Source organism: Pseudomonas sp. AC083 (assembly GCF_979253165.1).
On the sequence record NZ_CEEDDH010000005.1, the window covers coordinates 127,114 to 147,652 of the forward strand.

Annotated in this window: 17 protein-coding genes and 1 pseudogene; 3 read left to right on the forward strand and 15 right to left on the reverse strand. The window is 60.6% G+C overall.

Annotated elements, in window-relative coordinates:
* Positions 1 to 24 precede the first annotated feature (24 nt).
* The 6 genes from AC0IXA_RS10895 to AC0IXA_RS10920 form a co-directional block, all read right to left on the reverse strand.
* The gene (locus AC0IXA_RS10895) at positions 25 to 1,266 is read right to left on the reverse strand and encodes an SfnB family sulfur acquisition oxidoreductase (protein ID WP_341638357.1); all 1,242 of its coding nucleotides are present in this window, start codon (positions 1,264 to 1,266) and stop codon (positions 25 to 27) included.
* 262 nt (positions 1,267 to 1,528) lie between these two features.
* Positions 1,529 to 2,293: a hypothetical protein gene (locus AC0IXA_RS10900; RefSeq protein ID WP_341638358.1), complete on the reverse strand. Its 765-nt coding sequence runs from the start codon at positions 2,291 to 2,293 to the stop codon at positions 1,529 to 1,531.
* 462 nt (positions 2,294 to 2,755) lie between these two features.
* Positions 2,756 to 3,505 (reverse strand): L-cystine ABC transporter ATP-binding protein TcyN, encoded by a 750-nt coding sequence (gene tcyN / locus AC0IXA_RS10905; protein ID WP_076565047.1) that lies wholly within the window; start codon positions 3,503 to 3,505, stop codon positions 2,756 to 2,758.
* A gap of 4 nt (positions 3,506 to 3,509) precedes the next feature.
* Positions 3,510 to 4,175, reverse strand: coding sequence for a cystine ABC transporter permease (tcyL, locus tag AC0IXA_RS10910; RefSeq protein ID WP_320329434.1), 666 nt, complete (start codon positions 4,173 to 4,175; stop codon positions 3,510 to 3,512).
* Complete coding sequence (gene tcyJ, locus AC0IXA_RS10915; RefSeq protein ID WP_122508407.1) at positions 4,175 to 4,975, reverse strand: cystine ABC transporter substrate-binding protein; 801 nt, start codon at positions 4,973 to 4,975, stop codon at positions 4,175 to 4,177. The genes tcyL and tcyJ overlap by 1 nt, the downstream gene beginning before the upstream one ends.
* A 348-nt stretch (positions 4,976 to 5,323) precedes the next feature.
* Entirely contained in the window at positions 5,324 to 6,322 is a 999-nt protein-coding gene (locus AC0IXA_RS10920; RefSeq protein ID WP_341638359.1) for a D-cysteine desulfhydrase, read from the reverse strand.
* Positions 6,323 to 6,512: 190 nt separating this feature from the next.
* On the opposite strand from AC0IXA_RS10920, the gene epsC reads away from it, so the two are divergent.
* Both epsC and betT read left to right on the forward strand, forming a co-directional pair.
* Complete coding sequence (gene epsC, locus AC0IXA_RS10925; protein ID WP_024011175.1) at positions 6,513 to 7,439, forward strand: serine O-acetyltransferase EpsC; 927 nt, start codon at positions 6,513 to 6,515, stop codon at positions 7,437 to 7,439.
* 397 nt (positions 7,440 to 7,836) lie between these two features.
* Positions 7,837 to 9,798, forward strand: a complete 1,962-nt coding sequence (gene betT, locus AC0IXA_RS10930; RefSeq protein ID WP_161984082.1) for a choline transporter BetT — start codon at positions 7,837 to 7,839, stop codon at positions 9,796 to 9,798.
* A 24-nt stretch (positions 9,799 to 9,822) separates the two neighbouring features.
* Here betT and AC0IXA_RS10935 read toward each other — a convergent pair whose 3' ends face one another.
* Both AC0IXA_RS10935 and AC0IXA_RS10940 read right to left on the reverse strand, forming a co-directional pair.
* Entirely contained in the window at positions 9,823 to 10,083 is a 261-nt protein-coding gene (locus tag AC0IXA_RS10935) for a hypothetical protein (RefSeq protein ID WP_341638360.1), read from the reverse strand.
* Between the two features lie 189 nt (positions 10,084 to 10,272).
* Positions 10,273 to 10,395: pseudogene (locus AC0IXA_RS10940) on the reverse strand (LacI family transcriptional regulator); the annotation flags it as partial.
* 362 nt (positions 10,396 to 10,757) lie between these two features.
* Here AC0IXA_RS10940 and mgrA point away from each other — a divergent pair.
* Positions 10,758 to 11,795 carry an L-glyceraldehyde 3-phosphate reductase gene (gene mgrA / locus AC0IXA_RS10945; protein WP_016772192.1) on the forward strand — a complete coding sequence of 346 codons (1,038 nt, stop codon included), beginning with the start codon at positions 10,758 to 10,760 and terminating at the stop codon, positions 11,793 to 11,795.
* 126 nt (positions 11,796 to 11,921) lie between these two features.
* Here mgrA and tauD read toward each other — a convergent pair whose 3' ends face one another.
* From tauD to AC0IXA_RS10980, 7 genes are all read right to left on the reverse strand, one after another.
* Positions 11,922 to 12,764, reverse strand: a complete 843-nt coding sequence (tauD, locus tag AC0IXA_RS10950) for a taurine dioxygenase (RefSeq protein WP_471813008.1) — start codon at positions 12,762 to 12,764, stop codon at positions 11,922 to 11,924.
* Positions 12,765 to 12,908: 144 nt separating this feature from the next.
* A complete protein-coding gene (tauC, locus tag AC0IXA_RS10955; RefSeq protein WP_471813010.1) occupies positions 12,909 to 13,742 on the reverse strand; it encodes a taurine ABC transporter permease TauC in 834 nt (277 codons plus the stop codon).
* Positions 13,739 to 14,533, reverse strand: coding sequence for a taurine ABC transporter ATP-binding subunit (tauB, locus tag AC0IXA_RS10960; protein ID WP_471813012.1), 795 nt, complete (start codon positions 14,531 to 14,533; stop codon positions 13,739 to 13,741). The genes tauC and tauB overlap by 4 nt, the downstream gene beginning before the upstream one ends.
* A gap of 15 nt (positions 14,534 to 14,548) precedes the next feature.
* Complete coding sequence (gene tauA / locus AC0IXA_RS10965) at positions 14,549 to 15,526, reverse strand: taurine ABC transporter substrate-binding protein (protein ID WP_471813014.1); 978 nt, start codon at positions 15,524 to 15,526, stop codon at positions 14,549 to 14,551.
* 257 nt (positions 15,527 to 15,783) lie between these two features.
* On the reverse strand, positions 15,784 to 17,367 hold the full coding sequence (gene gshA / locus AC0IXA_RS10970) for a glutamate--cysteine ligase (RefSeq protein WP_471813016.1): 1,584 nt from the start codon (positions 17,365 to 17,367) through the stop codon (positions 15,784 to 15,786).
* Between the two features lie 269 nt (positions 17,368 to 17,636).
* Complete coding sequence (locus tag AC0IXA_RS10975; RefSeq protein WP_071174065.1) at positions 17,637 to 18,020, reverse strand: PaaI family thioesterase; 384 nt, start codon at positions 18,018 to 18,020, stop codon at positions 17,637 to 17,639.
* Complete coding sequence (locus AC0IXA_RS10980) at positions 18,020 to 20,344, reverse strand: Tex family protein (protein WP_471813018.1); 2,325 nt, start codon at positions 20,342 to 20,344, stop codon at positions 18,020 to 18,022. Before AC0IXA_RS10980 ends, AC0IXA_RS10975 begins: the two co-directional genes overlap by 1 nt.
* Between the last annotated feature and the right edge of the window lie 195 nt (positions 20,345 to 20,539).

The window sequence follows — 20,539 nt, forward strand, 5'->3', positions numbered from 1 at the left end:
GGGTTCTCCAGATGACTGGTCGTCTCAGATCCAGGAATGGCGAGCCGGCAAAGTGCCGTTCAGGCGATAGGCGCCGACCGCGTGATATTTCCAGCGCACCGGGTCGTGCAGGGTGTGCACGCGGGCGTTGCGCCAGTGGCGATCCAGATTGAATTCGGCAAGGGTCGCGCGGCTGCCGGCCAGTTCGAAGAGCTTTTCGCTGGCCAGCAGCGAAATCTCGGTGGTCAGCACTTTTGCTTCGGCCACGGCGATCGAAGCGCGTGCGGCGGATTCGGCAGTCAGCGGCGCGGCGTGGACTTCATCGAGCACTTTGCCGGCCTTGCGCAGCAGCGCTTCGGCGGCGTGCAGTTCGATTTTCAGTTTGCCGATATCGGCAATCACGTAGAGGTCGTCGCTGGCGCGCTCGACCTTGGCGTCGATCCATGGCCGCGCGCGGGTTTTGACGAAGTCGATGGCGTCGTCGATGGCGCCACGGGCGATGCCGGCGTCGATGGCTGCTTGAATCAGCTGCGACACTGCGCCTTGGGTGTTCGGCTTGTCGTTGATCTTCCAGTTGTCGATGACCAGGCTCGACTCGACGCGCACGTTGTTCAGCAGGATCGTGCCGCTGGCCGTGGTGCGCTGACCGAAGCCCGACCAGTCATCGACGATGCGCAAACCCGGCGTGCCGCGACGGACGAAGGCCAGCACCTGTTTACCGTCATCGTTGAGCGCTTTCACCGCGACCCAATGCGCAAACAGCGCGCCGGTGGAGTAGAACTTCTGGCCGTTGATCACGTGATCGTCGCCGTCGGCGCTGACTCGCGCCTTCAGTTCCAAGGTGTTTTTCGTGCCACGTTCCGGTCCGGCATTGCCGATGCGCCAGCCTTCCAGAACACTCTGGAACAGCTGCTTTTTCTGCGCTTCGGTAGCGGTGCCGAGCAGCAGATGGATGATGCCGAACTGGTTCTGCGGGATCTGCCCGAGCGCCGGGTCGGCGGCAGAAATGATCGCGAATACTTCGGCCAGCGTGACGAAGGAAACCTGCGGGCCACCGTACTCACGCGGGATGGCAATGCTGCCCAGACCGCTGCGGGTGAACTGTTCAATTTCCGACCACGGCAGCTTGCGCTGCCGGTCGCGTTTGGCCGCCTGCACACGGGCGGCTTGCGCCAGATCAAAGGCGGCCTTGATCGCTTGAGCGTCGTTGCGCAGTACTTGCGCGGGCAACAACAGCGGGGCGATGTCCAGATCGGACTGCACGTTGGCATCTGCAAGACTGGACATCAGTGCCGCTCCCTGGCTGCACGCAATGCCCTGGCGATCTGCACTGGGGTGATTGTGTTCCGGACCATACCTACCTCACATCTCATGAAAAACGCCGCGAAGTGCGACGATTGAAAGAATGTCCGGTGGTCCGGTGCATATACCCTAAGCGTGTATAAAAATAAAATAAACTAACTTTTAGGAATATGTATAGAAGAGGGATGTTCGGCTTGGTTAACGAGTTTCGGGTGAGAGGTGACTAACCTCCCACCTTGAGCAGGTCTCACTTGGTACGCGATTCGGCAGCCTTGAATTCGGGTTTCAACGGGACTTTTACGTACGGATTTACGCAACCGATTTTCAACGTGCGCGGCGGCGCCCAGCGCGAGTTATTACCGACCCGGTCGAGGATGCAGTACGTCACGTCCAGTCGCAGGTCTTCGCCCGCTTCGACAATCACCGCCGGTGGCACCCAGACCTGAATCGGCAGCCCTACATCGGCCGCAGTGACTGGCGCCAGATCCATGCGCACATCGCCCCAGCGCAATGTGATGGCGTCGTCTTCTGCCATGTTCAGATAAGGCTCGATGGTCAGCGGCACGCCGCGTTTGATCTGGCTGGGGTTCACGCCCTGACGGCGAATCGCTTCGGGGATGATCACTGGTGCCAGTTGCTGATTTTCGTCTTCGCACTGCCCAGTGGGCTGGCCACCGGGGCAATCGAGTTTGACCTGCACCCGAGTCGCCGCCGACAGTGCCGGACCCTGGCCGACCTGCATCACGCGGTAGTGAATGCGCGCGGTGCCATTGGTGATGAAACTCTCTGGCACCCGAAGGCTCACTGACTCACCCACATCGTCTGCGCTGAGGACTTTTGACGCGACATAGCATTTGTTCCAGAACAGTTCGATCAGATCGCCATCGTCCATGCCGCAGTAGGGCGGCACATTGACCAGCAGGTGCGCTGCTGTTGCCAGGTTAATGCCGGTTTTTTGTGCGCATGCCAGCGTTGGCGCTGCAAGTTCGGGGGTGTGCGAAGTGCGGGTCATCGGTTTCTCTCCTTGAAGTCTTGCAGCGAAATCCGTTTCTGGAAAACAAAAAAGACGCGAATCAACTGGCAATAAAAGCGAAAACTATTTGTTCGGTTTTAGTGTGAGTTGTTTGAACTAATTGGCGTCGGTTGTCGACTAGATAAAAGTCTGCGGAGAGGGGTGTCAATAGAGCGGATTAGTTAATGCGTGAATTACAAGTTAATCAGAAAGCTCCTACGTCACCGAGGCAATATGCCTAGTGGTACGCGCGAAACCAGCTACAGATAAACGGCAATTGCGCAGGGTTTTGTGCGGGTTTGTTCGCAGGCAAACGTATGGAAATATGACGATTCGAAGATGAGCGTAACCGTTGCGCAATATATATCTGCGCTCGCAAGTAACAAATGTAGAGAAGATTGAAATGCCGGGAGAGAGGTAACTTCCATCCGTGGAAGTGGAGGGGTATTGCTGAGAAAGTTCTCAGGCGTGATTCAGAAACTTGCTGAGAAACTGTTTGGTGCGTTCTTCTTTCGGGTTGGCAAACAGTGCCTTGGCTTCACCCTGTTCAACAATTACGCCCTTGTCGAAAAACACCACGCGATTGGCCACGTCACGGGCAAAACCCATTTCGTGGGTGACAATCACCATGGTGCGATTTTCTTCGGCAAGACCGCGAATGGTCGCCAGCACTTCACCGACCAGTTCCGGGTCGAGCGCTGAAGTCGGTTCGTCGAACAGAATGACTTCCGGCTCCATCGCCAGCGCCCGGGCGATTGCCACGCGCTGTTGCTGGCCACCGGAGAGACGGCGCGGATAGGCGTCCTCTTTGCCGGCAAGCCCCACTTTGGTCAGCAGCTTTTTACCCAGAGCAACTGCCTGGTCGCGCGGCATCTTCTTGACCACGATCGGGCCCTCGATGACGTTTTCCAAAGCTGTGCGGTGGGGGAACAGGTTGAAATTCTGGAACACGAAGCCGACGTGCTGGCGCAGGTTGCGCACCAGACTTTGCTGCTGGTTCAGCGGGCGGCTGGTATCGATTTCGATATCGCCGACCTTGATCCGGCCGCTGGTGGGTTCTTCAAGGAAATTCAGGCAACGCAGAAACGTCGTTTTCCCCGAGCCACTGGGGCCGATGATCGCGACGACTTCGCCTTCCTTTACCTCAAGGTCGATGCCGTTGAGCACGACCTGACCCTTGAATTGCTTGGTCAGTTTTTCCACGACAATCATCGCGTCAGGACTCCTGGTCGTGCCGATTGACCCGCTCTTCCAACTTGTTCTGCAAGTGCGAAAGCACCGTGGCCAGAATCCAGTAGATCAGTGCGGCGGCAAGATACATGGTGAAGACTTCGAAAGTCCGGGCGGTAATCAGTTGCGCCTGGCGGAACAGTTCCGGCACCTGAATGGTCGCAGCGAGGGCGGTGTCCTTGACCAGTGAAATGAAGCTGTTGCCCAGCGGCGGCAAAGCCGTGCGCATCGCTTGCGGCAGGATGGCCCGGCGCAGAGTCTGCGCGCGGGTCATGCCGATACTCGCAGCAGCTTCCCACTGACCGCGTTCGATCGAACCGATCGCGGCACGCAGGATTTCACAGGCGTAGGCGGCCATGTTCAGCGAGAAACCGATCAGCGCTGCCGGCAGCGGATCAAGCTCCAGGCCCAGTTGCGGCAAGCCGTAATAGATCACGAACAGCTGCACCAGCAACGGCGTGCCGCGAAAGAACGATACGTAGATGCGTGCCAGCCAACTGACCGATTTGAAGCGCGACAGGCGCATCAGCGCGAGGCCGAAGCCCAGCAGCAGACCGAAGAACATCCCGCCGAGGCTGAGGATTACCGTGTAGTACGCGCCCTTCAACAGAAAGGGCGCGGAATCCAGCGCGAGTTGGAAAGCCTCTTCCATTATTTAGTGACGTCTGCGTTGAAGTACTTCTTCGACAGTTTCTCGAGAGTGCCGTCGGCACGCAGTTCGTCGAGCGCCTTGTTCACCGCAGCCAGCAGTTCCGGCTCGCCTTTGCGCAGGGCGATACCGCTTTCCTGACGCGAGAAGGCCTCACCGGCAGCCACGGTTTTCGGGGCTTTCTTGGCGTATTCGAGGGCAGCCAGACGGTCGATCAGGATGGCATCGGTACGACCGTTGTTGAGGTCGGCGAATTTGGTCGGATCATCATCGTAGGTGCGCACGTCAGCACCCGGCACGTTGGCGCGGACCCACTGCTCGTAGTTGGTGCCCAGGCCGACACCTACTTTCTTGCCGGAGAGGTCAGCGGCAGTCTTGATGTTCAGGGCCGACTCTTTGCTTTTCAGCACGAGGGCCTGGATGCCGGAGACAGTGTACGGTTCGGAGAAATCATATTTCTTCTTGCGCTCGTCGGAGATGGTCACTTGGTTGACCACCAGATCCAGACGCTTGGATTCCAGCGCAGCGAGGATACCGTCCCATTTGGTCGGCTGGATCTTGGCCTTGACGCCGAGCTTTTGCGCCAGCGCCTCGGAGAGTTCGACTTCGAAACCCGACAGCTTGCCGTTCTCGTCGACGAAGCTGAACGGTGGGTAGGTGCCTTCCAGGCCGACGTTGAGAACGCCCTTGTCCTTGATCTGTTGCAACTGCTCACCGGCCACTGCCTGACCGATCAGGCCAGCGCTGAGCGCCAGACCCAGCGAACCGACCAGCAGAGTGCGACGTAGTGCGGAAAAATTCATGACAAGCCCCTGTGTTTTCTTATGGAAGACGCTTAAGGAATGTAGGCAAATTGGTGATTTGAACGACAGCGCTATCCTGCCTTAAAGCAGCTTAAGCGTCTCGCCCGAAATTCGCCTGCGGCGAGACTATAAGATGTCTGTTTTAGACTTGAAAATACTAGATTGTGTTTCTTTTAGGGTTTTTTGGAATATGCGCCCGTTCAGTTGTGGCGAGGGGATTTATCCCCGTTCGGCTGCGCAACAGTTGCAAAGCCTGCGACGTTGTCCTCACTTGCGAAAGGAAGGGGCCCGCTCCGCGGCCCAACGGGGATAAATCCCCTCGCCACAGGTATCTGCAATCTGCAGTGATCATCTTGTCAGAAAATCCTTGTAGGCAAACAACGCCGGCGCGCCACCGGTGTGCAGGAAGATGATCGGGCCGTCATCGAAGCGCTGCCGGCCGATCCCGTCGAGCAGACCGGCCATGGCCTTGCCGGTGTAGACCGGGTCAAGCAACAGACCTTCCTGAGCTGCCAACAGTTTCACCGCCGCCAAAGTACCGGCATTCGGTTCGCCGTAACGCGGGCCGAAATATTCGTCCCACAGCTCGACCTTGAAGCTGGTCGGCAACTCGACGCCCAGCAGCTCAGCGGTGCGTTCGGCCAACCCCTGCACCTTCGGGCGCTGATCTTCTTCACTGCGCGAAACGGTCACGCCGATCACCGGCAGTTGCGGCAGCGCCTCACTCAGCGCCAGTCCGAGACCACTGTGAGTACCGGCACTGCCTGAAGCCAGCACCACCGCGGCGAAATCGAGGCCGCTGTCCTTGATCTGCTCAGCCAGCTCCAGCCCGGCGCGCACATAACCCAGCGCCCCGAGGGCATTGGAGCCACCGATTGGCACCAGATACGGCTTCTTGCCGTTGCTGCGCAGGCGGGCGGCGAGGGCAGTCAGTTGTTCGTCGGCGTTGTCGAGGTTGTCGACCAACTCGACCTTGGTGTCGAACAGATCCAGCAGCAGGCGGTTGCCGTTGCCGGTGTAATTTCCGTCATCAGTGCCCAGCGGGTTTTCCAGCAGCGCCACACAACCGAGGCCGAGTTTCGCCGCCAGTGCGGCGGTCTGGCGCACGTGGTTCGATTGCAGCGCACCGGCAGTGATCAGCGTGTCAGCACCTTGCGCGAGCGCGTCGGCGGCCAGGTATTCGAGTTTATGCAGCTTGTTGCCGCCCATGGCCAGCGGTGTCAGGTCATCGCGTTTGATGTACACCTCGCGACCGAGCCAGATGGACAGGCGTTCGAGTTTTTCCAGCGGAGTAGGGTGGCTCAGCAGTTCGAGACGGGGGAAGCGTTGCAGCTGTTGTTTGATCATGGGTCCGTACTGGCGCAGAAGAATGAAAGGACTATAGGCACGCGTTTTTGCCCGGGCAACCGCCAATCGCTTATAGCCAAATGGACTGAAGCCAGCACTATCGGTTCTTAATTCGTCGGCAAAGGCATGCCGTAAAGTAGGCGCCGATGACGCGGCCAGACAGTCCGGCCGCCCGTGAGGAGTCTTTACCGTGAGCGAGCGTTCCAGCCATTGGCAATTGCAGACCATCGTCAGCCAGCTGCGCAGCGCGCGGGATCAGTGGCGCGCACAGAATGGTCGCGCTTCAGGGGAGCAGGGCGGCCGCGAATTGCCATCGCGAGCAGCGATGGCGGAAATCCTCGAGGCGCTGTGTGGCGCGCTGTTCCCGATGCGTCTGGGGCCGGTCGATCTGCGTGAAGAAAGTGAAGATTTCTACGTCGGCCACACGCTTGATGTAGCGCTCAATGCATTGCTGGCGCAGACGCGCCTGGAGCTGCGTTACGTTGCCCGCCACAGCGCGCAGGACGACAGTGAAGTCGAAACCCGCGCCATTCAGATCGTGCAGGATTTCGCCTTGGCCTTGCCGGGCCTGCGCACGCTGCTCGACACCGATGTGCTCGCGGCCTATCACGGCGACCCGGCGGCACGCAGCGTTGATGAAGTGCTGCTCTGCTATCCGGGCATTCTTGCGGTGATTCACCATCGCCTCGCGCACCATTTATACCGTGCCGGGCTGCCGCTGCTGGCGCGGATCAGCGCGGAAATCGCGCATTCGGCGACGGGCATCGATATCCACCCGGGCGCGCAGATCGGCCGCAGCTTCTTTATCGATCACGGCACCGGTGTGGTGATTGGCGAAACCGCGATCATTGGTGAGCGAGTGCGCATTTATCAGGCGGTGACCCTGGGGGCCAAGCGCTTCCCGGCAGATGAGGACGGCCAGTTGCAGAAGGGCCATCCGCGTCACCCGATCGTTGAGGATGACGTAGTGATTTACGCCGGGGCGACGATTCTCGGACGGATCACAATCGGCAAGGGCTCGACCATTGGCGGCAACGTCTGGCTGACGCGCAGCGTGCCGGCGGGGGCGAATCTGACCCAGGCGAATCTGCAGCATGATGACGGGACGCAGAAGTAAGTCTTGAATCTGTGTTGTTGTATCGGGCCTCTTCGCGAGCAGGCTCGCTCCCACATTGGAATGCGTTTCAGATGTGGGAGCGAGCCTGCTCGCGAGATTTCCAGGCCGGATCAAGGTAGTGGCCTTAAGCCAATTCATCAGTGAACGAATCTCTCCAAACCCGCGTCATACCCCTCTCTGGGCGCTGTAGGAAACCTACCGCCCAGCCCTGCGATTAGTCCTTACCACCCCATTCATGTTTAACTTGAACGTTCATTCAAGTTAAACCGGTGGTTCGCTGCCCGCTCACAACAGGAGGCTTGCCTTTGCTGAGTCCGATCATTTCAGCCACGTTTCAACCCTTCGAGGTGCACGTTTCATGAGTGCATCGTCTACCCCCGCCAGCGGTCTGGTACGCATGAATCCGCCGGTGTTCTACTTCGCCGCGACGGTCATTCTGCTGTTTGGTCTGGTCGTTATCGCCATCCCCGAACAGGCCGGCGCCTGGTTGCTGGAAGCGCAAAACTGGGCGGCCAATACGGTCGGCTGGTACTACATGCTCGCGATGACCCTGTATCTGGTCTTCGTGGTGGTCACCGCCTTATCCGGCTACGGCAAGATAAAACTCGGTGCCGACCACGACGAGCCCGAATTCAGTTACCTGTCCTGGGCCGGCATGCTGTTCGCCGCCGGGATCAGCATCACCCTGTTTTTCTTCTGCGTTTCCGAACCGCTGACGCACATGCTGCAGCCGCCGCAGGGCGAAGCCGGCACCGCCGACGCCGCGCGCCAGGCGATGCAGATTCTGTTTCTGCATTGGGGCCTGCATGGCTGGGGCGTGTTTGCCTTTGTCGGCATGGCACTGGCCTATTTCGCTTATCGGCACAATCTGCCGCTGGCCCTGCGTTCGGCGTTGTACCCGCTGATTGGTAAACGCATCAACGGCCCGATCGGCTACGCGGTGGACGGCTTCGGCATCATCGCCACGGTGTTCGGTCTTGGTGCCGACATGGGCTTCGGTGTGCTGCACCTCAATTCGGGCCTGGATTATCTGTTCGGCATCGCCCACACCCAGTGGATTCAGGTCGGCCTGATTACGCTGATGATGGGCGCGGCGATCATTGTGGCCGTCTCCGGCGTCGATAAAGGTGTGCGGGTGATGTCCGACATCAACATGCTGCTGGCCTGTGCGCTGCTGCTGTTCGTGTTGTTTGCCGGGCCGACACAGCACCTGCTCAACACCCTGATCCAGAACGTCGGCGATTACCTCGGCGCCTTGCCGATGAAGAGTTTCGACCTCTACGCCTATGACAAACCGAGCGACTGGCTGGGCGGCTGGACCGTGTTCTACTGGGCCTGGTGGATTGCATGGTCGCCGTTCGTGGGCCTGTTCATCGCGCGGATTTCCCGTGGTCGCACCATCCGTGAATTCGTCTTCGGCGTGCTGTTGATCCCGCTCGGTTTCACCCTGGCGTGGATGTCGATCTTCGGCAACAGCGCCTTGGATCAAGTGCTCAATCACGGCATGAGCGCGCTGGGCATGTCGGCCATCGACAATCCGTCGATGAGCATTTACCTGCTGCTGGAAACCTATCCGTGGAGCAAGACCGTCATCGCCGTGACGGTGTTCATCAGCTTCGTCTTCTTCGTGACGTCTGCGGATTCCGGCACCGTGGTGCTCTCTACCCTGTCGGCCAAGGGCGGCAACCCGGATGAAGACGGGCCGAAATGGCTGCGGGTGTTCTGGGGCGCGATGACCGCGCTGATCACCAGCGCACTGCTGTTTTCCGGCAGCATTGATGCGCTGAAGTCGGCGGTGGTGCTGACCTCGTTGCCGTTCTCGTTGATTCTGCTGCTGATGATGTGGGGCCTGCACAAGGCGTTCTATCTGGAATCGCAGAAGCAGATTGCGCAGCTGCATTCGCTGGCGCCGGTCTCCGGTTCGCGGCGTGGCACCGGTGGCTGGCGTCAGCGCCTGAGTCAGGCCGTGCACTTCCCTTCCCGCGACGAGGTGTACCGCTTCATGGAAAGCACGGTGCGCCCGGCGATCGAGGAAGTGACCGCCGTGTTCGTCGAAAAAGGTTTGCACGTGGTCACTCAGCCGGATCCGGCGCATGACAACGTCAGCCTGGAAATCGGTCATGGCGAGCAGCATCCGTTCATCTATCAGGTGCAGATGCGCGGCTACTTCACGCCATCGTTCGCGCGCGGCGGCATGGGTTCCAAGCAACTCAACAATCGCCGCTACTACCGCGCCGAAGTGCACTTGAGCGAGGGCAGTCAGGACTACGATCTGGTCGGCTACACCAAAGAGCAGATCATCAACGACATCCTCGACCAGTACGAACGGCACATGCAGTTCCTGCATCTGGTGCGTTGAATGGCCCCTGAGCGCCGGGACGTTTCACGCCTCGGCGCTCAGCACCATGAACAACACCATCGCCGCCGCCGGCACACCGAAAACCGCGCTGCCAATGGCTATTTCCGATCCTACGGAATGGCCGGCATGCACTACCCCCACCGCACCATTGATCACCGTCAAAGCCAGCCACAGGGCGGCGAAGCTGTAGGCCATGGTCTGGCGACTGAAGCCGATGCGCTCGCCGATGTAGAGCATCAGCGCGAGCAGGACCAGGCCGAAGACAATGATGATGGTGGTGTGCATGGTGCGTTCTGCCTGATGGAGGTGCAGTGCCGGGAAGGGCCCCTTCGCGAGCAGGCTCGCTCCCACATTGGATCTCGGCTGGACATAAATTTCATGTACACAGGAAATCACTGTGGGAGCGGGCTTGCCCGCGAAGGGGCCACCTCGGTATGACCTAGAGCATAGCCAATCCAGCCCCCGCCATATTCATCAGATGCTTTCGCGCTCGATCACTTGGCATCGCAGCAGATTCAGCCGCTGCACTTCGTCGCTCGGCAACACGCCAAGGCTTTCCAGCACCCGCGTTGCCGCCAGCACGCCAATCTCCAGCGAGGCTGAAGCGCAGAAAAAATGTGAAACGTTTCAGCAATTGGTGGAACCCGAGGTCGGCGCCGCGCCGCTTGGGCGTATGCTGGGCGGGTTGTTCAGAACTGAATATGAAGGCCGCACGTTGCGGCAGAATCTGGGGCTCGCCCGACCTGTAAACCGCTTCGCATGATTGATGGGGCCTTTGTGGTGGGGGGATTCATCCCCGTTCGGCTGCGAAGCAGTCGTAAAACCAGCGAACTCGGTACACCTGATTCACCGAGGTTTCAGGTTTTGGGGCGGCTTCGCCACCCATCGGGGATAAATCCCCTCGCCACATAGTTTGGTTTCACCCTCAATCTGCTGTTAATCAAACAAGAGAGGATTCGATGACTTACACCGCTGCCGAAAACCGCTACGACTCCATCCCCTACCGCCGCGTCGGCCGCAGCGGTCTGGTGCTGCCGGCCTTGTCGCTGGGCCTGTGGCACAACTTTGGCGACAGCACACCGATCGAGACCCAGCGTGCCTTGCTGCGCACCGCGTTCGATCTGGGCATCAACCATTTCGATCTGGCCAACAACTACGGCCCGCCCTATGGCAGCGCCGAGATCAATTTCGGTCGCCTGCTGCGCGAAGACTTCAAGCAGTATCGCGACGAGCTGATCATCTCGAGCAAGGCCGGTTGGGACATGTGGCCCGGCCCGTATGGTCAGGGCGGCGGTTCGCGCAAATACGTGCTGGCCAGCCTCGACCAGAGCCTGCAACGCCTCGGTCTGGACTATGTGGATATTTTCTATTCGCACCGCTTCGACCCGGACACCCCACTGGAAGAAACCGCCAGCGCCCTCGCCACCGCTGTGCAGCAGGGCAAGGCGCTGTACATCGGTATCTCGTCCTATTCCGGGGTGAAAACCCGCGAGATGGCCGCGCTGCTGAAAGAGTGGAAAGTGCCGCTGCTGATTCATCAACCGGCGTACAACCTGCTCAACCGCTGGGTGGAAAAGGATCTGCTCGATACTACTGACGAACTCGGCACGGGCGTCATCGCCTTCACGCCGCTGGCGCAGGGCTTGCTCACCGACAAATATCTCAACGGCGTACCGGCCGATGCGCGAGTCAATCGCCCGGGCGGCGGCTCGCTGCAGGCTTCGCACTTGTCCGAGGCCAACATCGCTCACGTGCGAGCGTTGAACGAGATCGCCCAGCGTCGCGGGCAGAGCCTGGCGCAACTGGCACTGGCGTGGACGCTGCGTGATCCACGGGTGACCTCGGCACTGATCGGCGCGAGCCGGCCGGAGCAGATCATCGAGAACGTCGGTGCGCTGAAGAATCTGAATTTCAGTGCTGAAGAGCTGGCGGAGATTGACCGGTTTGCCCAGGAGGGTGGGATCAATCTGTGGGAGAAGCCTTCGACAGCCGAATAAGCCGCTGAGAGGATCGTTCCCACGCTCTGCGTGGGAATGCCGCCCGGGACGCTCCGCGTCCCATCTAAAGCCGAACGCGGAGCGTCCGTTGATGCATTCCCACGCAGAGCGTGGGAACGATCAGGCTCAGCGAAAGAACGGCACATCCCCCAACACCGTCGCCCGCTGCATCACCCGCCGCGCCGGGCGGTAATCATCCACCGCGTAATGCTGGGTCACGCGGTTATCCCAGAAGGCGATGTCGTCCTTCTGCCAACGCCAACGAATGGTAAATTCCGGTCGCGTCGCATGGGCGAACAGAAACTTCAGAATCGCCTCGCTCTCGGTTTCCGACAGTTCGTTGATCTTCGAAGTGAACCCTTCATTGACGAACAGCGATCGCCTTCCACTGGCCGGATGCGTGCGAATCACCGGGTGCGACAGCGGCGGATTCTTGCTGCGCGCTTCTTCCCACTGCGCCAGCGCTTCAGGCGTGTTGCCGTAGCGCTCCAGCGGAAACGATCGGGTGAAATCGTGGGTGGCGGTCAGACCTTCGAGCAGGGTTTTCATCGGCGCCGACAACGCTTCATATGCCGCGATCCCGCTGGCCCACAACGTGTCGCCACCGAACTCCGGCAGCAACTTGGCGCTGAGCACTGCGCCCATCGCCGGCGTCGGCAGGAAGGTCACGTCGGTGTGCCAAATCGCGTTATCGCGCACGTCGGTGACGGCGGTGTCGAGGATCAGTACTTCCGGTTGTTCCGGCACATTCGGGTAGATCGGGTGAATGTGCAGGTCGCCGAAATAATGCGCGAAGCGTGCCTGTTGCGCTGGCTCGATCGGTTGGTTGCGGAAGAACAGCACCTGATACTTGAGCAGCGCCTGCTCGATGGCGTCGCGGTGTTCCAGGCTCAGCGGCTGGCTGATGTCGACGCCACTGATCTGCGCGCCGAGGGCCGAGCTTAACGGGGTGATGTCGAGGGTGCTCATGGTCTTTCTCTTCGAATTCGGAGTGTCATGCTTTTGTGGGAGCGAGCCTGCTCGCGAATGCAGAGTGTCAGGCGACAGTGCAGTGACTGATCTGACGCTTTCGCGAGCAGGCTCGCTCCCACAGGGGAATTTTCACAAGGCGATTTAGTGCGCCTGGCCGTGCCACGGCACCAGTCTGCGCTGCAATGCGCGCAGGCCCATTTCCATGGCGAAGGCGATCAGGGCGATGACCAGAATTCCCAGCACCACCACATCGGTAACCAGAAACTGCGCGGCCGACTGCACCATGAAACCCAGGCCACTGGTGGCCGCGATCAGTTCCGCGGCGACCAGGGTCGACCAGCCAACCCCCAGGCCAATGCGTACGCCAGTGAGAATGTCCGGCAGGGCGCTGGGCAGAATCACATGGCGAATCAACTGCACGCGCGTCGCGCCCAACGACTGCGCCGCGCGCAGTCTTGCTGGGTCGACGGTACGCACGCCAGTCGCGGTGGCGATGGCAATCGGGGCGAAAATCGCCAGATAGATCAGCAGCACTTTCGACAACTCGCCGATGCCGCACCAGATCACGATCAGCGGCAGATACGCCAGCGGCGGGATCGGGCGGTAGAACTCGATCAGCGGATCGAGCACACCACGGGCGATGCGGTTGGCGCCGATGGCAATGCCCACCGGCACGGCGGTGAGAATCGCAAAAGCGAGGCCCAGGCCGATGCGGCTCAGGCTCGCGCCCAGGTGCTGCCACAGCGTCGAATCCATATATCCCGAGGTCGCCAGCAACCAGCCCTTTTGCAGCACGGCAGAGGGTGGCGGCAGGAACAGCGGTTCGATCATCCCGGTAGCGGTCACCGCCCACCAGACCGCCAACAGGCCGAACAGGGTCAGCAGGCTGATCCAGCGAGTGCTGAGGCTGCGGCGCACCGGGATGCTCACCGAAGGTGTTTTCACCGCCGCAGCGGAAACCTCGTAACTGCTCATGCGCGCTCCTGCCGGGGTACGGCGCTGCGTTGCGAGAAGACTTTGCTCAGCACGTGCTCGCGGGTTTCGATAAAACGCGGATCGGATTTGATCGAGCGGGCCGACTCGCCAGCGGCATAACGCTGACCGAAATCCAATTGCAGACGCTCAACGATCTGCCCTGGATTCGGCGCCAGCAGAATCAGGTCCGTGGCGAGGAACACCGCTTCTTCGATGTCGTGGGTAATCAGGAACACCGGCTTGGCCGTGCGCTGCCAGACTTGCAGCAACAGCTCCTGCATCTGCTCGCGAGTGAATGCATCAAGCGCACCGAACGGCTCGTCCATCAGCAACACGCGCGGGTCGGCGGCGAGGGCGCGAGCGAGGCCGACGCGTTGTTTCTGGCCACCGGACAATTGCCAGATGCGTCGGTCTTCGAAGCCGGCGAGATCGACCAGCGCGAGCATTTCACGGGCGATTTTTTCCCGCTTGTCCTTGCCGACACCGGCCAGTTCGAGGCCGAAGGCGACGTTGGCCAACACATCCTGCCAAGGCAGCAAGGCGTCGTCCTGAAACACCACGCCACGTTCGGCGCTCGGGCCTTTGACCGGCACGCCGTCAAGGGTGATGCGCCCGGCACTCGGCTCGACGAAGCCGGCAATCAGGTTCAACAGCGAAGTCTTGCCACTGCCGGACGGGCCGAGGGCGACCAGCAACTGCTGCGGCCCCAGGTTCAGAGAAATATCCGCCAGCACCGGCTCGGGGCTGCCCGGGTACTGTGCGCTGATGCGCTCCAGCTGTAGCATGGCCATCGCTGTATCTCCCGATCAGTTGGTGATGTATTTGGCGCTGACGTAAGGCGCGTAGTCCGGCAGGACGGCTTCGACCTTGCCTTGCTCCTTGAGGAACGCGGCAGTGTCAGTGATGGCTTTGGTGGTCGGCGCGCCGAGGTCACTGGCCTGATCCGCCGCCAATGGGTAGACGTTGCCCTGCAGCAGCAATGGGATGTCGCTGGCTTTGGCGCCGGAGAGTTTCACCAGTTTGTCGACGTTGCTCTGATTGGCCAGCCAGGCCTGCGGATCCTTGCGGTAATCGGCGTAGGCGTCGAGGGTGACCTTGGCGAACGCGGTGACGATTTCCGGGTGCTTTTCGGCGAAGTCCTTGCGCACGATCCACGCGTCGAAGGTCGGTGCGCCGAACTTGGCCAGCTCGCCGGAGGTGATCAGCACTTTGCCGTTTTCCTTGGCCACGCCCAGTGCCGGATCCCACACGTAAGTGGCGTCGATATCGCCGCGTTTCCACGCCGCGATGATCGCTGGCGGCGCGAGGTTGAGCACGGTGACTTTCGACGGGTCGATGTTCCAGTGCTTGAGCGCGGCGAGCAGGCTGTAGTGCCCGGTGGACACGAACGGCACGGCGATTTTCTTGCCGATCAGATCCTGCGGAGTCTTGATGCCGGAGCCGTCACGCGCGACCAGTGCTTCAGCGGCGCCGATCTGCGTGGCAATCAGGAAGGTTTCTACCGGTACCTTGCGGGTGATCGCGGCGGTCAGCGGACTCGAACCGAGGTAGCCGATCTGCACATCGCCGGACGCGATGGCGGCGATGATGTCGGCGCCGTTATCGAACTTGCGCCAACTGATATCGGCCTTGGTGGCTTTCTCGTAGGCGCCGTCGGCCTGAGCGACTTTGGCCGGGTCGACGGTGGTCTGGTAGGCGACGGTGAGATCGGCCGCCTGGGCCAGGAAGCTTGCAGCGGCCAGTGAGGCGGCGGCGAGCAGGCGAAGCGGGAAATTCAGTTTCAAGTGAGAGCTCCAGATCAGGCGACCGAATGTCGGCGTGAGTGGAGACTAAATGATCTAAGAATCCAGAAATAAATAACTTTTTCGAATGAGCTTATGAGCGGAAAAATCTAAGGCAGGAGAGGATGTGAGCCTTTGACTGATCGTTCCCACGCTCTGCGTGGTAACGCCTCAAGGGACGCTCTGCGTCCAAAGTGACGCGGAGCGTCACAGGCTGCATTCCCACGCAGAGCGTGGGAACGATCAAGGCCGGGGCGGCTTTAATTGCTGATGGCGAGAATACTCGCCTGATACGCGCCGACAAACACATCGAAATCGCCGACTTCGTTCTGCTCAAGCTCGGTCTGCTGCGCCAGCGACGCGCGCGCCAGCTCTTCAAACTTCGCTTGCTCGTCAGCCGCCAACGGCTCGCTGCGGAAGAACTCGGCGTGGGTCTGGCTCTGGCGCAGGGAGAACTGCGCAAAGCTTTCCTTGTGCTCGGCCATGGCCGCCAGCACCTGCGCCGATGGGGTCAGGGACGGGTCGTTGATCTTGGCCAGTTGCGCATCCAGCGCCTTGCTGTGGGCATCGCCGCCAACGCTCTGGTCGAGCATCGCCGCCAGCGGAGCAATCTGTTCCAGCAGTTCAGCGGCCCATTGCTTCATCTCGACCGGCTGACCGTCACGCTGCAATTGCAGGCCCGGACGGCGACCTTCCTTGACCACGCTGAGGAAGTTCGAGGTGGCGTTGCCGCACGAAGTGTTGGTCAGCAGCGGGCTGTCGTTCAGCGCGCAGTACAGCAGGAAGGCGTCGATGAAGCGCGATTCGGTGAGGTCGATGCCCATCGGCAGGAACGGGTTGATGTCCAGGCAGCGCACTTCGACGTACTGGATGCCGCGCGCCATCAGCGCCTGGATCGGCCGCTCGCCGGTGTAGGTCACGCGTTTCGGGCGGATGTTGGAGTAGTACTCGTTTTCGATCTGCAGGATGTTGGTATTGAGCTGCACCCACTCGCCATCCTTGTGCGTGCCGACTTCCACGTACGGCGCGTACGGCGTGGCCACGGCTTCGCGCAGGCTGTCGGTGTAGCTCGCCAGATCGTTGTAGCACGGTGTCAGGCCGGCCTGGGCGTTGCTCTGATAACCGAGATCGCTCATGCGCAGGCTGGTCGCGTACGGCAGATACAGCGTGTCGGGATCGAGCTGTTCGAGCTGATGCGAACGCCCGCGCAGGAAGCCGGCATCCAGCGCGGGCGAGGCACCGAACAGGTACATCAGCAGCCAGCTGTAGCGACGGAAATTGCGGATCAGCGCGATGTAGGACACCGACTGGAAATCGCGATCGGTGCCGACGAAACCTTCAGCCTCGCGCAGCAACGGCCAGAGTTGTTCCGGCAGGGAAAAGTTGTAGTGAATCCCGGCAATGCACTGCATGGTCTTGCCGTAACGCAGGGCCAGGCCCTTGCGATAGACGTATTTGAGCTGACCGATGTTGGAGGTGCCGTAATAGGCAATCGGGATGTCTTCCTCGGCCGGCAACGGGCACGGCATCGATGGACTCCACAGGTACTCGTTGCCGAGTTTGCTGTAGGCAAAACGATGAATCTTGTCCAGGCTCGCCAGCGTGTCGGCAGGGTCCGGCAGGGCAGGCGTGATGAATTCCAGCAGCGACTCGGAGTAGTCGGTGGTGATCTGTTCGTTGGTCAGCGCGGAACCCAGGGCTTCGGGGTGCGGCGTTTGCGCCAGGCGACCTTCACTGGTCACGCGCAGGCATTCACGTTCGATACCGTGCAGGCACTGCTTGAGCAGAGAGAGGTTAGCGCGCTCGCCGAGCAGAGCCAGGCGGCGGTTGAGAAGTTCGCTCAATTTGGATTCCTTCACGCGTCAGTCGCCCCAATATGGGGGTGGGCAGGACGGTCTACAAGGGTGAAGTTGAAACTGGCGTTATCGCCTGGTTTGTAGCGGCAGGCCATTTGCCGGTCAGTCAAGAACTGCTCAATCCTTGTGGGAGCGAGCCTGCTCGCGAAGAGGGTTTTGCAGTCAATATCATCGTCGACTGACACACCGTCTTCGCGAGCAGGCTCGCTCCCACAGGATTCGTTGCGCCGAAATTAACTCAAAATGATGAGCAACATCTACAGGACAGCGAAGGTGCCTTGCGCTTTTGCGACCAGTTTGTCGCCCTGCATCACCTCGGCTTCGACCACCAGCGTGCGCCGGCCCGGGTGGATCACTCGCGCCGTGCACAGCACCTCGCCCTCGGAAACGGCGCGGATGTAGTTGATCTTGCATTCGATGGTCGCACTCTGCTGATCGAAGCCATGGCTGCTGGAGCAGGCCAGGCCCATGGCAATGTCGACCAGACTGAACAGCGCGCCGCCGTGCAGTTTGCCGCCGCGGTTGCGCAGCTCGGGCTCAAGCGCCAGGGCGACTTGCGCCACCCCGGTTTCGAGGCTGTGCAGGCGACAGCCCAACAGCTTGAAAAACGCGCTCTCGACGAGCCCGGCCGGCATGTCCATCAGCGTTTCTTCAACTGTTTGGCGTTGGCGAACAGCGAGGCCATCGCGTTGTTCACCGGCGCGGCGGTAACGGTTTCCTTGCGCGGCGCGTTGCCCGAAGACTGGCGCGGTGCCGAGCCCGGACGCGAGCCACGGGCACCGTCGATTTTCTCGCCGGGAGTGTCGCTCATGCGCATCGACAGGCCGACGCGTTTGCGCGGAATGTCGACTTCCATGACCTTCACTTTCACCACGTCACCGGCCTTGACCGCTTCGCGTGGGTCCTTGATGAACTTCTCCGATAGCGCCGAAATGTGCACCAGACCGTCCTGATGCACACCGATGTCGACGAACGCACCGAACGCCGTAACGTTGGTGACGACGCCTTCAAGGATCATCCCCAGTTGCAGGTCCTTGAGGTCCTCGACGCCTTCCTGGAATTCGGCAGTCTTGAACTCCGGACGTGGATCGCGACCGGGTTTTTCCAGTTCTTGCAGGATGTCGGTGACGGTCGGCAGACCGAAGGTTTCGTCGGTGAACTTCTTCGGATCCAGGCGCTTGAGGAACGCGGCATCGCCGATCAGCGAGCGGATGTCGCGGTCGGTTTCAGCGGCAATGCGCTGCACCAGCGGATAGGCTTCCGGGTGAACCGCCGAGGAATCCAGCGGGTTGTCGCCGTTCATCACGCGCAAGAAACCGGCGGCCTGTTCGAAGGTTTTCTCGCCCAGTCGCGCAACTTTCTTCAGCGCTGCACGGGTCTTGAACGCGCCGTGTTCGTCACGGTGAGCAACGATGTTCTGCGCCAGCGTTGCATTGAGGCCGGAAATCCGCGCCAGCAATGCCACGGAGGCAGTGTTCACATCCACGCCCACGGCGTTCACGCAGTCCTCGACCACGGCATCCAGACCGCGCGCCAGTTTCAGCTGCGAGACGTCGTGCTGGTACTGGCCGACACCGATGGATTTCGGATCGATTTTCACCAGTTCGGCCAGCGGATCCTGCAAGCGACGGGCGATCGATACGGCGCCACGGATCGACACGTCCAGATCCGGGAATTCCTTGGCCGCCAGTTCCGAGGCCGAGTACACCGAGGCGCCGGCTTCGGACACCATGACCTTGGTCATTTTCATCGCTGGATATTTTTTGATCAGTTCGATCGCCAGCTTGTCGGTCTCACGGCTGGCAGTACCGTTGCCGATGGCGATCAGGTCCACCGAATGCTTGGCGCATAGAGCGGCGAGGATGGCGATGGTCTGATCCCACTTGTTGTGTGGCACGTGCGGGTAAACCGTGGCGTGGTCGAGCAGCTTGCCGGTCGAGTCGACCACGGCCACCTTGCAGCCGGTACGCAGGCCCGGGTCTAGGCCCAGGGTCGCGCGCGGGCCGGCCGGAGCGGCGAGCAGCAGGTCGTGCAGGTTGTGTGCGAACACGTTGATCGCTTCGGTTTCGGCACCGTCGCGCAACTCGCCGAGCAGGTCGGTTTCCAGGTGGGTGTAGAGCTTGACCTTCCAGGTCCAGCGCACCACTTCACCGAGCCATTTGTCCGCCGGGCGGTTCTGGTTCTGGATGCCGAACTGCTGAGCGATCATGCCTTCGCACGGGTGCATGGTGCCAGGCAACTCATCGCCGACCTTTAGCGCCGAGCTGAGGATGCCTTCGTTGCGGCCACGGAAGATCGCCAGGGCGCGGTGCGACGGCATGCTTTTCAGCGGCTCGTCGTGTTCGAAGTAATCGCGGAACTTGGCGCCTTCTTCTTCCTTGCCGGCGATGACGCGGGCACTGAGGATCGCTTCCTGCTTGAGGAAATTACGCAGTTTTTCCAGCAGGCTGGCGTCTTCGGCGAAGCGCTCCATGAGGATGTACTTGGCGCCTTCCAGGGCAGCCTTGACATCGGCCACGCCTTTTTCGGCGTCGACGAAGCGCGCGGCTTCGGTTTCCGGCGCCAGGTTCGGATCGTTGAACAGGCCGTCGGCCAGTTCGCCGAGGCCGGCTTCGAGGGCGATCTGGCCCTTGGTGCGGCGCTTCTGCTTGTACGGCAGGTACAAGTCTTCGAGACGGGTTTTGGTGTCGGCGAGCTTGATGTCGCGCTCGAGGGCAGGGGTGAGTTTGCCTTGCTCCTCGATGCTGGCGAGGATGCTGATACGCCGTTCGTCGAGTTCTCGCAGGTAGCGCAGGCGCTCTTCCAGATGACGCAACTGGGTGTCATCGAGGCTGCCGGTGACTTCTTTCCGGTAACGGGCGATAAAGGGGACGGTAGAACCTTCATCGAGTAGCGCGACGGCCGCTTCGACCTGTTGTGGGCGTACGCCGAGTTCCTCGGCGATGCGGCTGTTGATGCTGTCCATAAAACCACCTGACATAGTATGAAAGCAGGCTCGCAGGCACGCAGATAATGGCCTGGAGGCTGATTGAGCGGCTGGAAAATTGCCGCTGCCTGGATCAAGAAGCTGCCCATTGACCCGTGAAATCGAACAGTTACTGCACAGTGCCGGAAAAAATACCGGCCACTTACGGTAACGATTCAGACGTTGCCTGGCGCA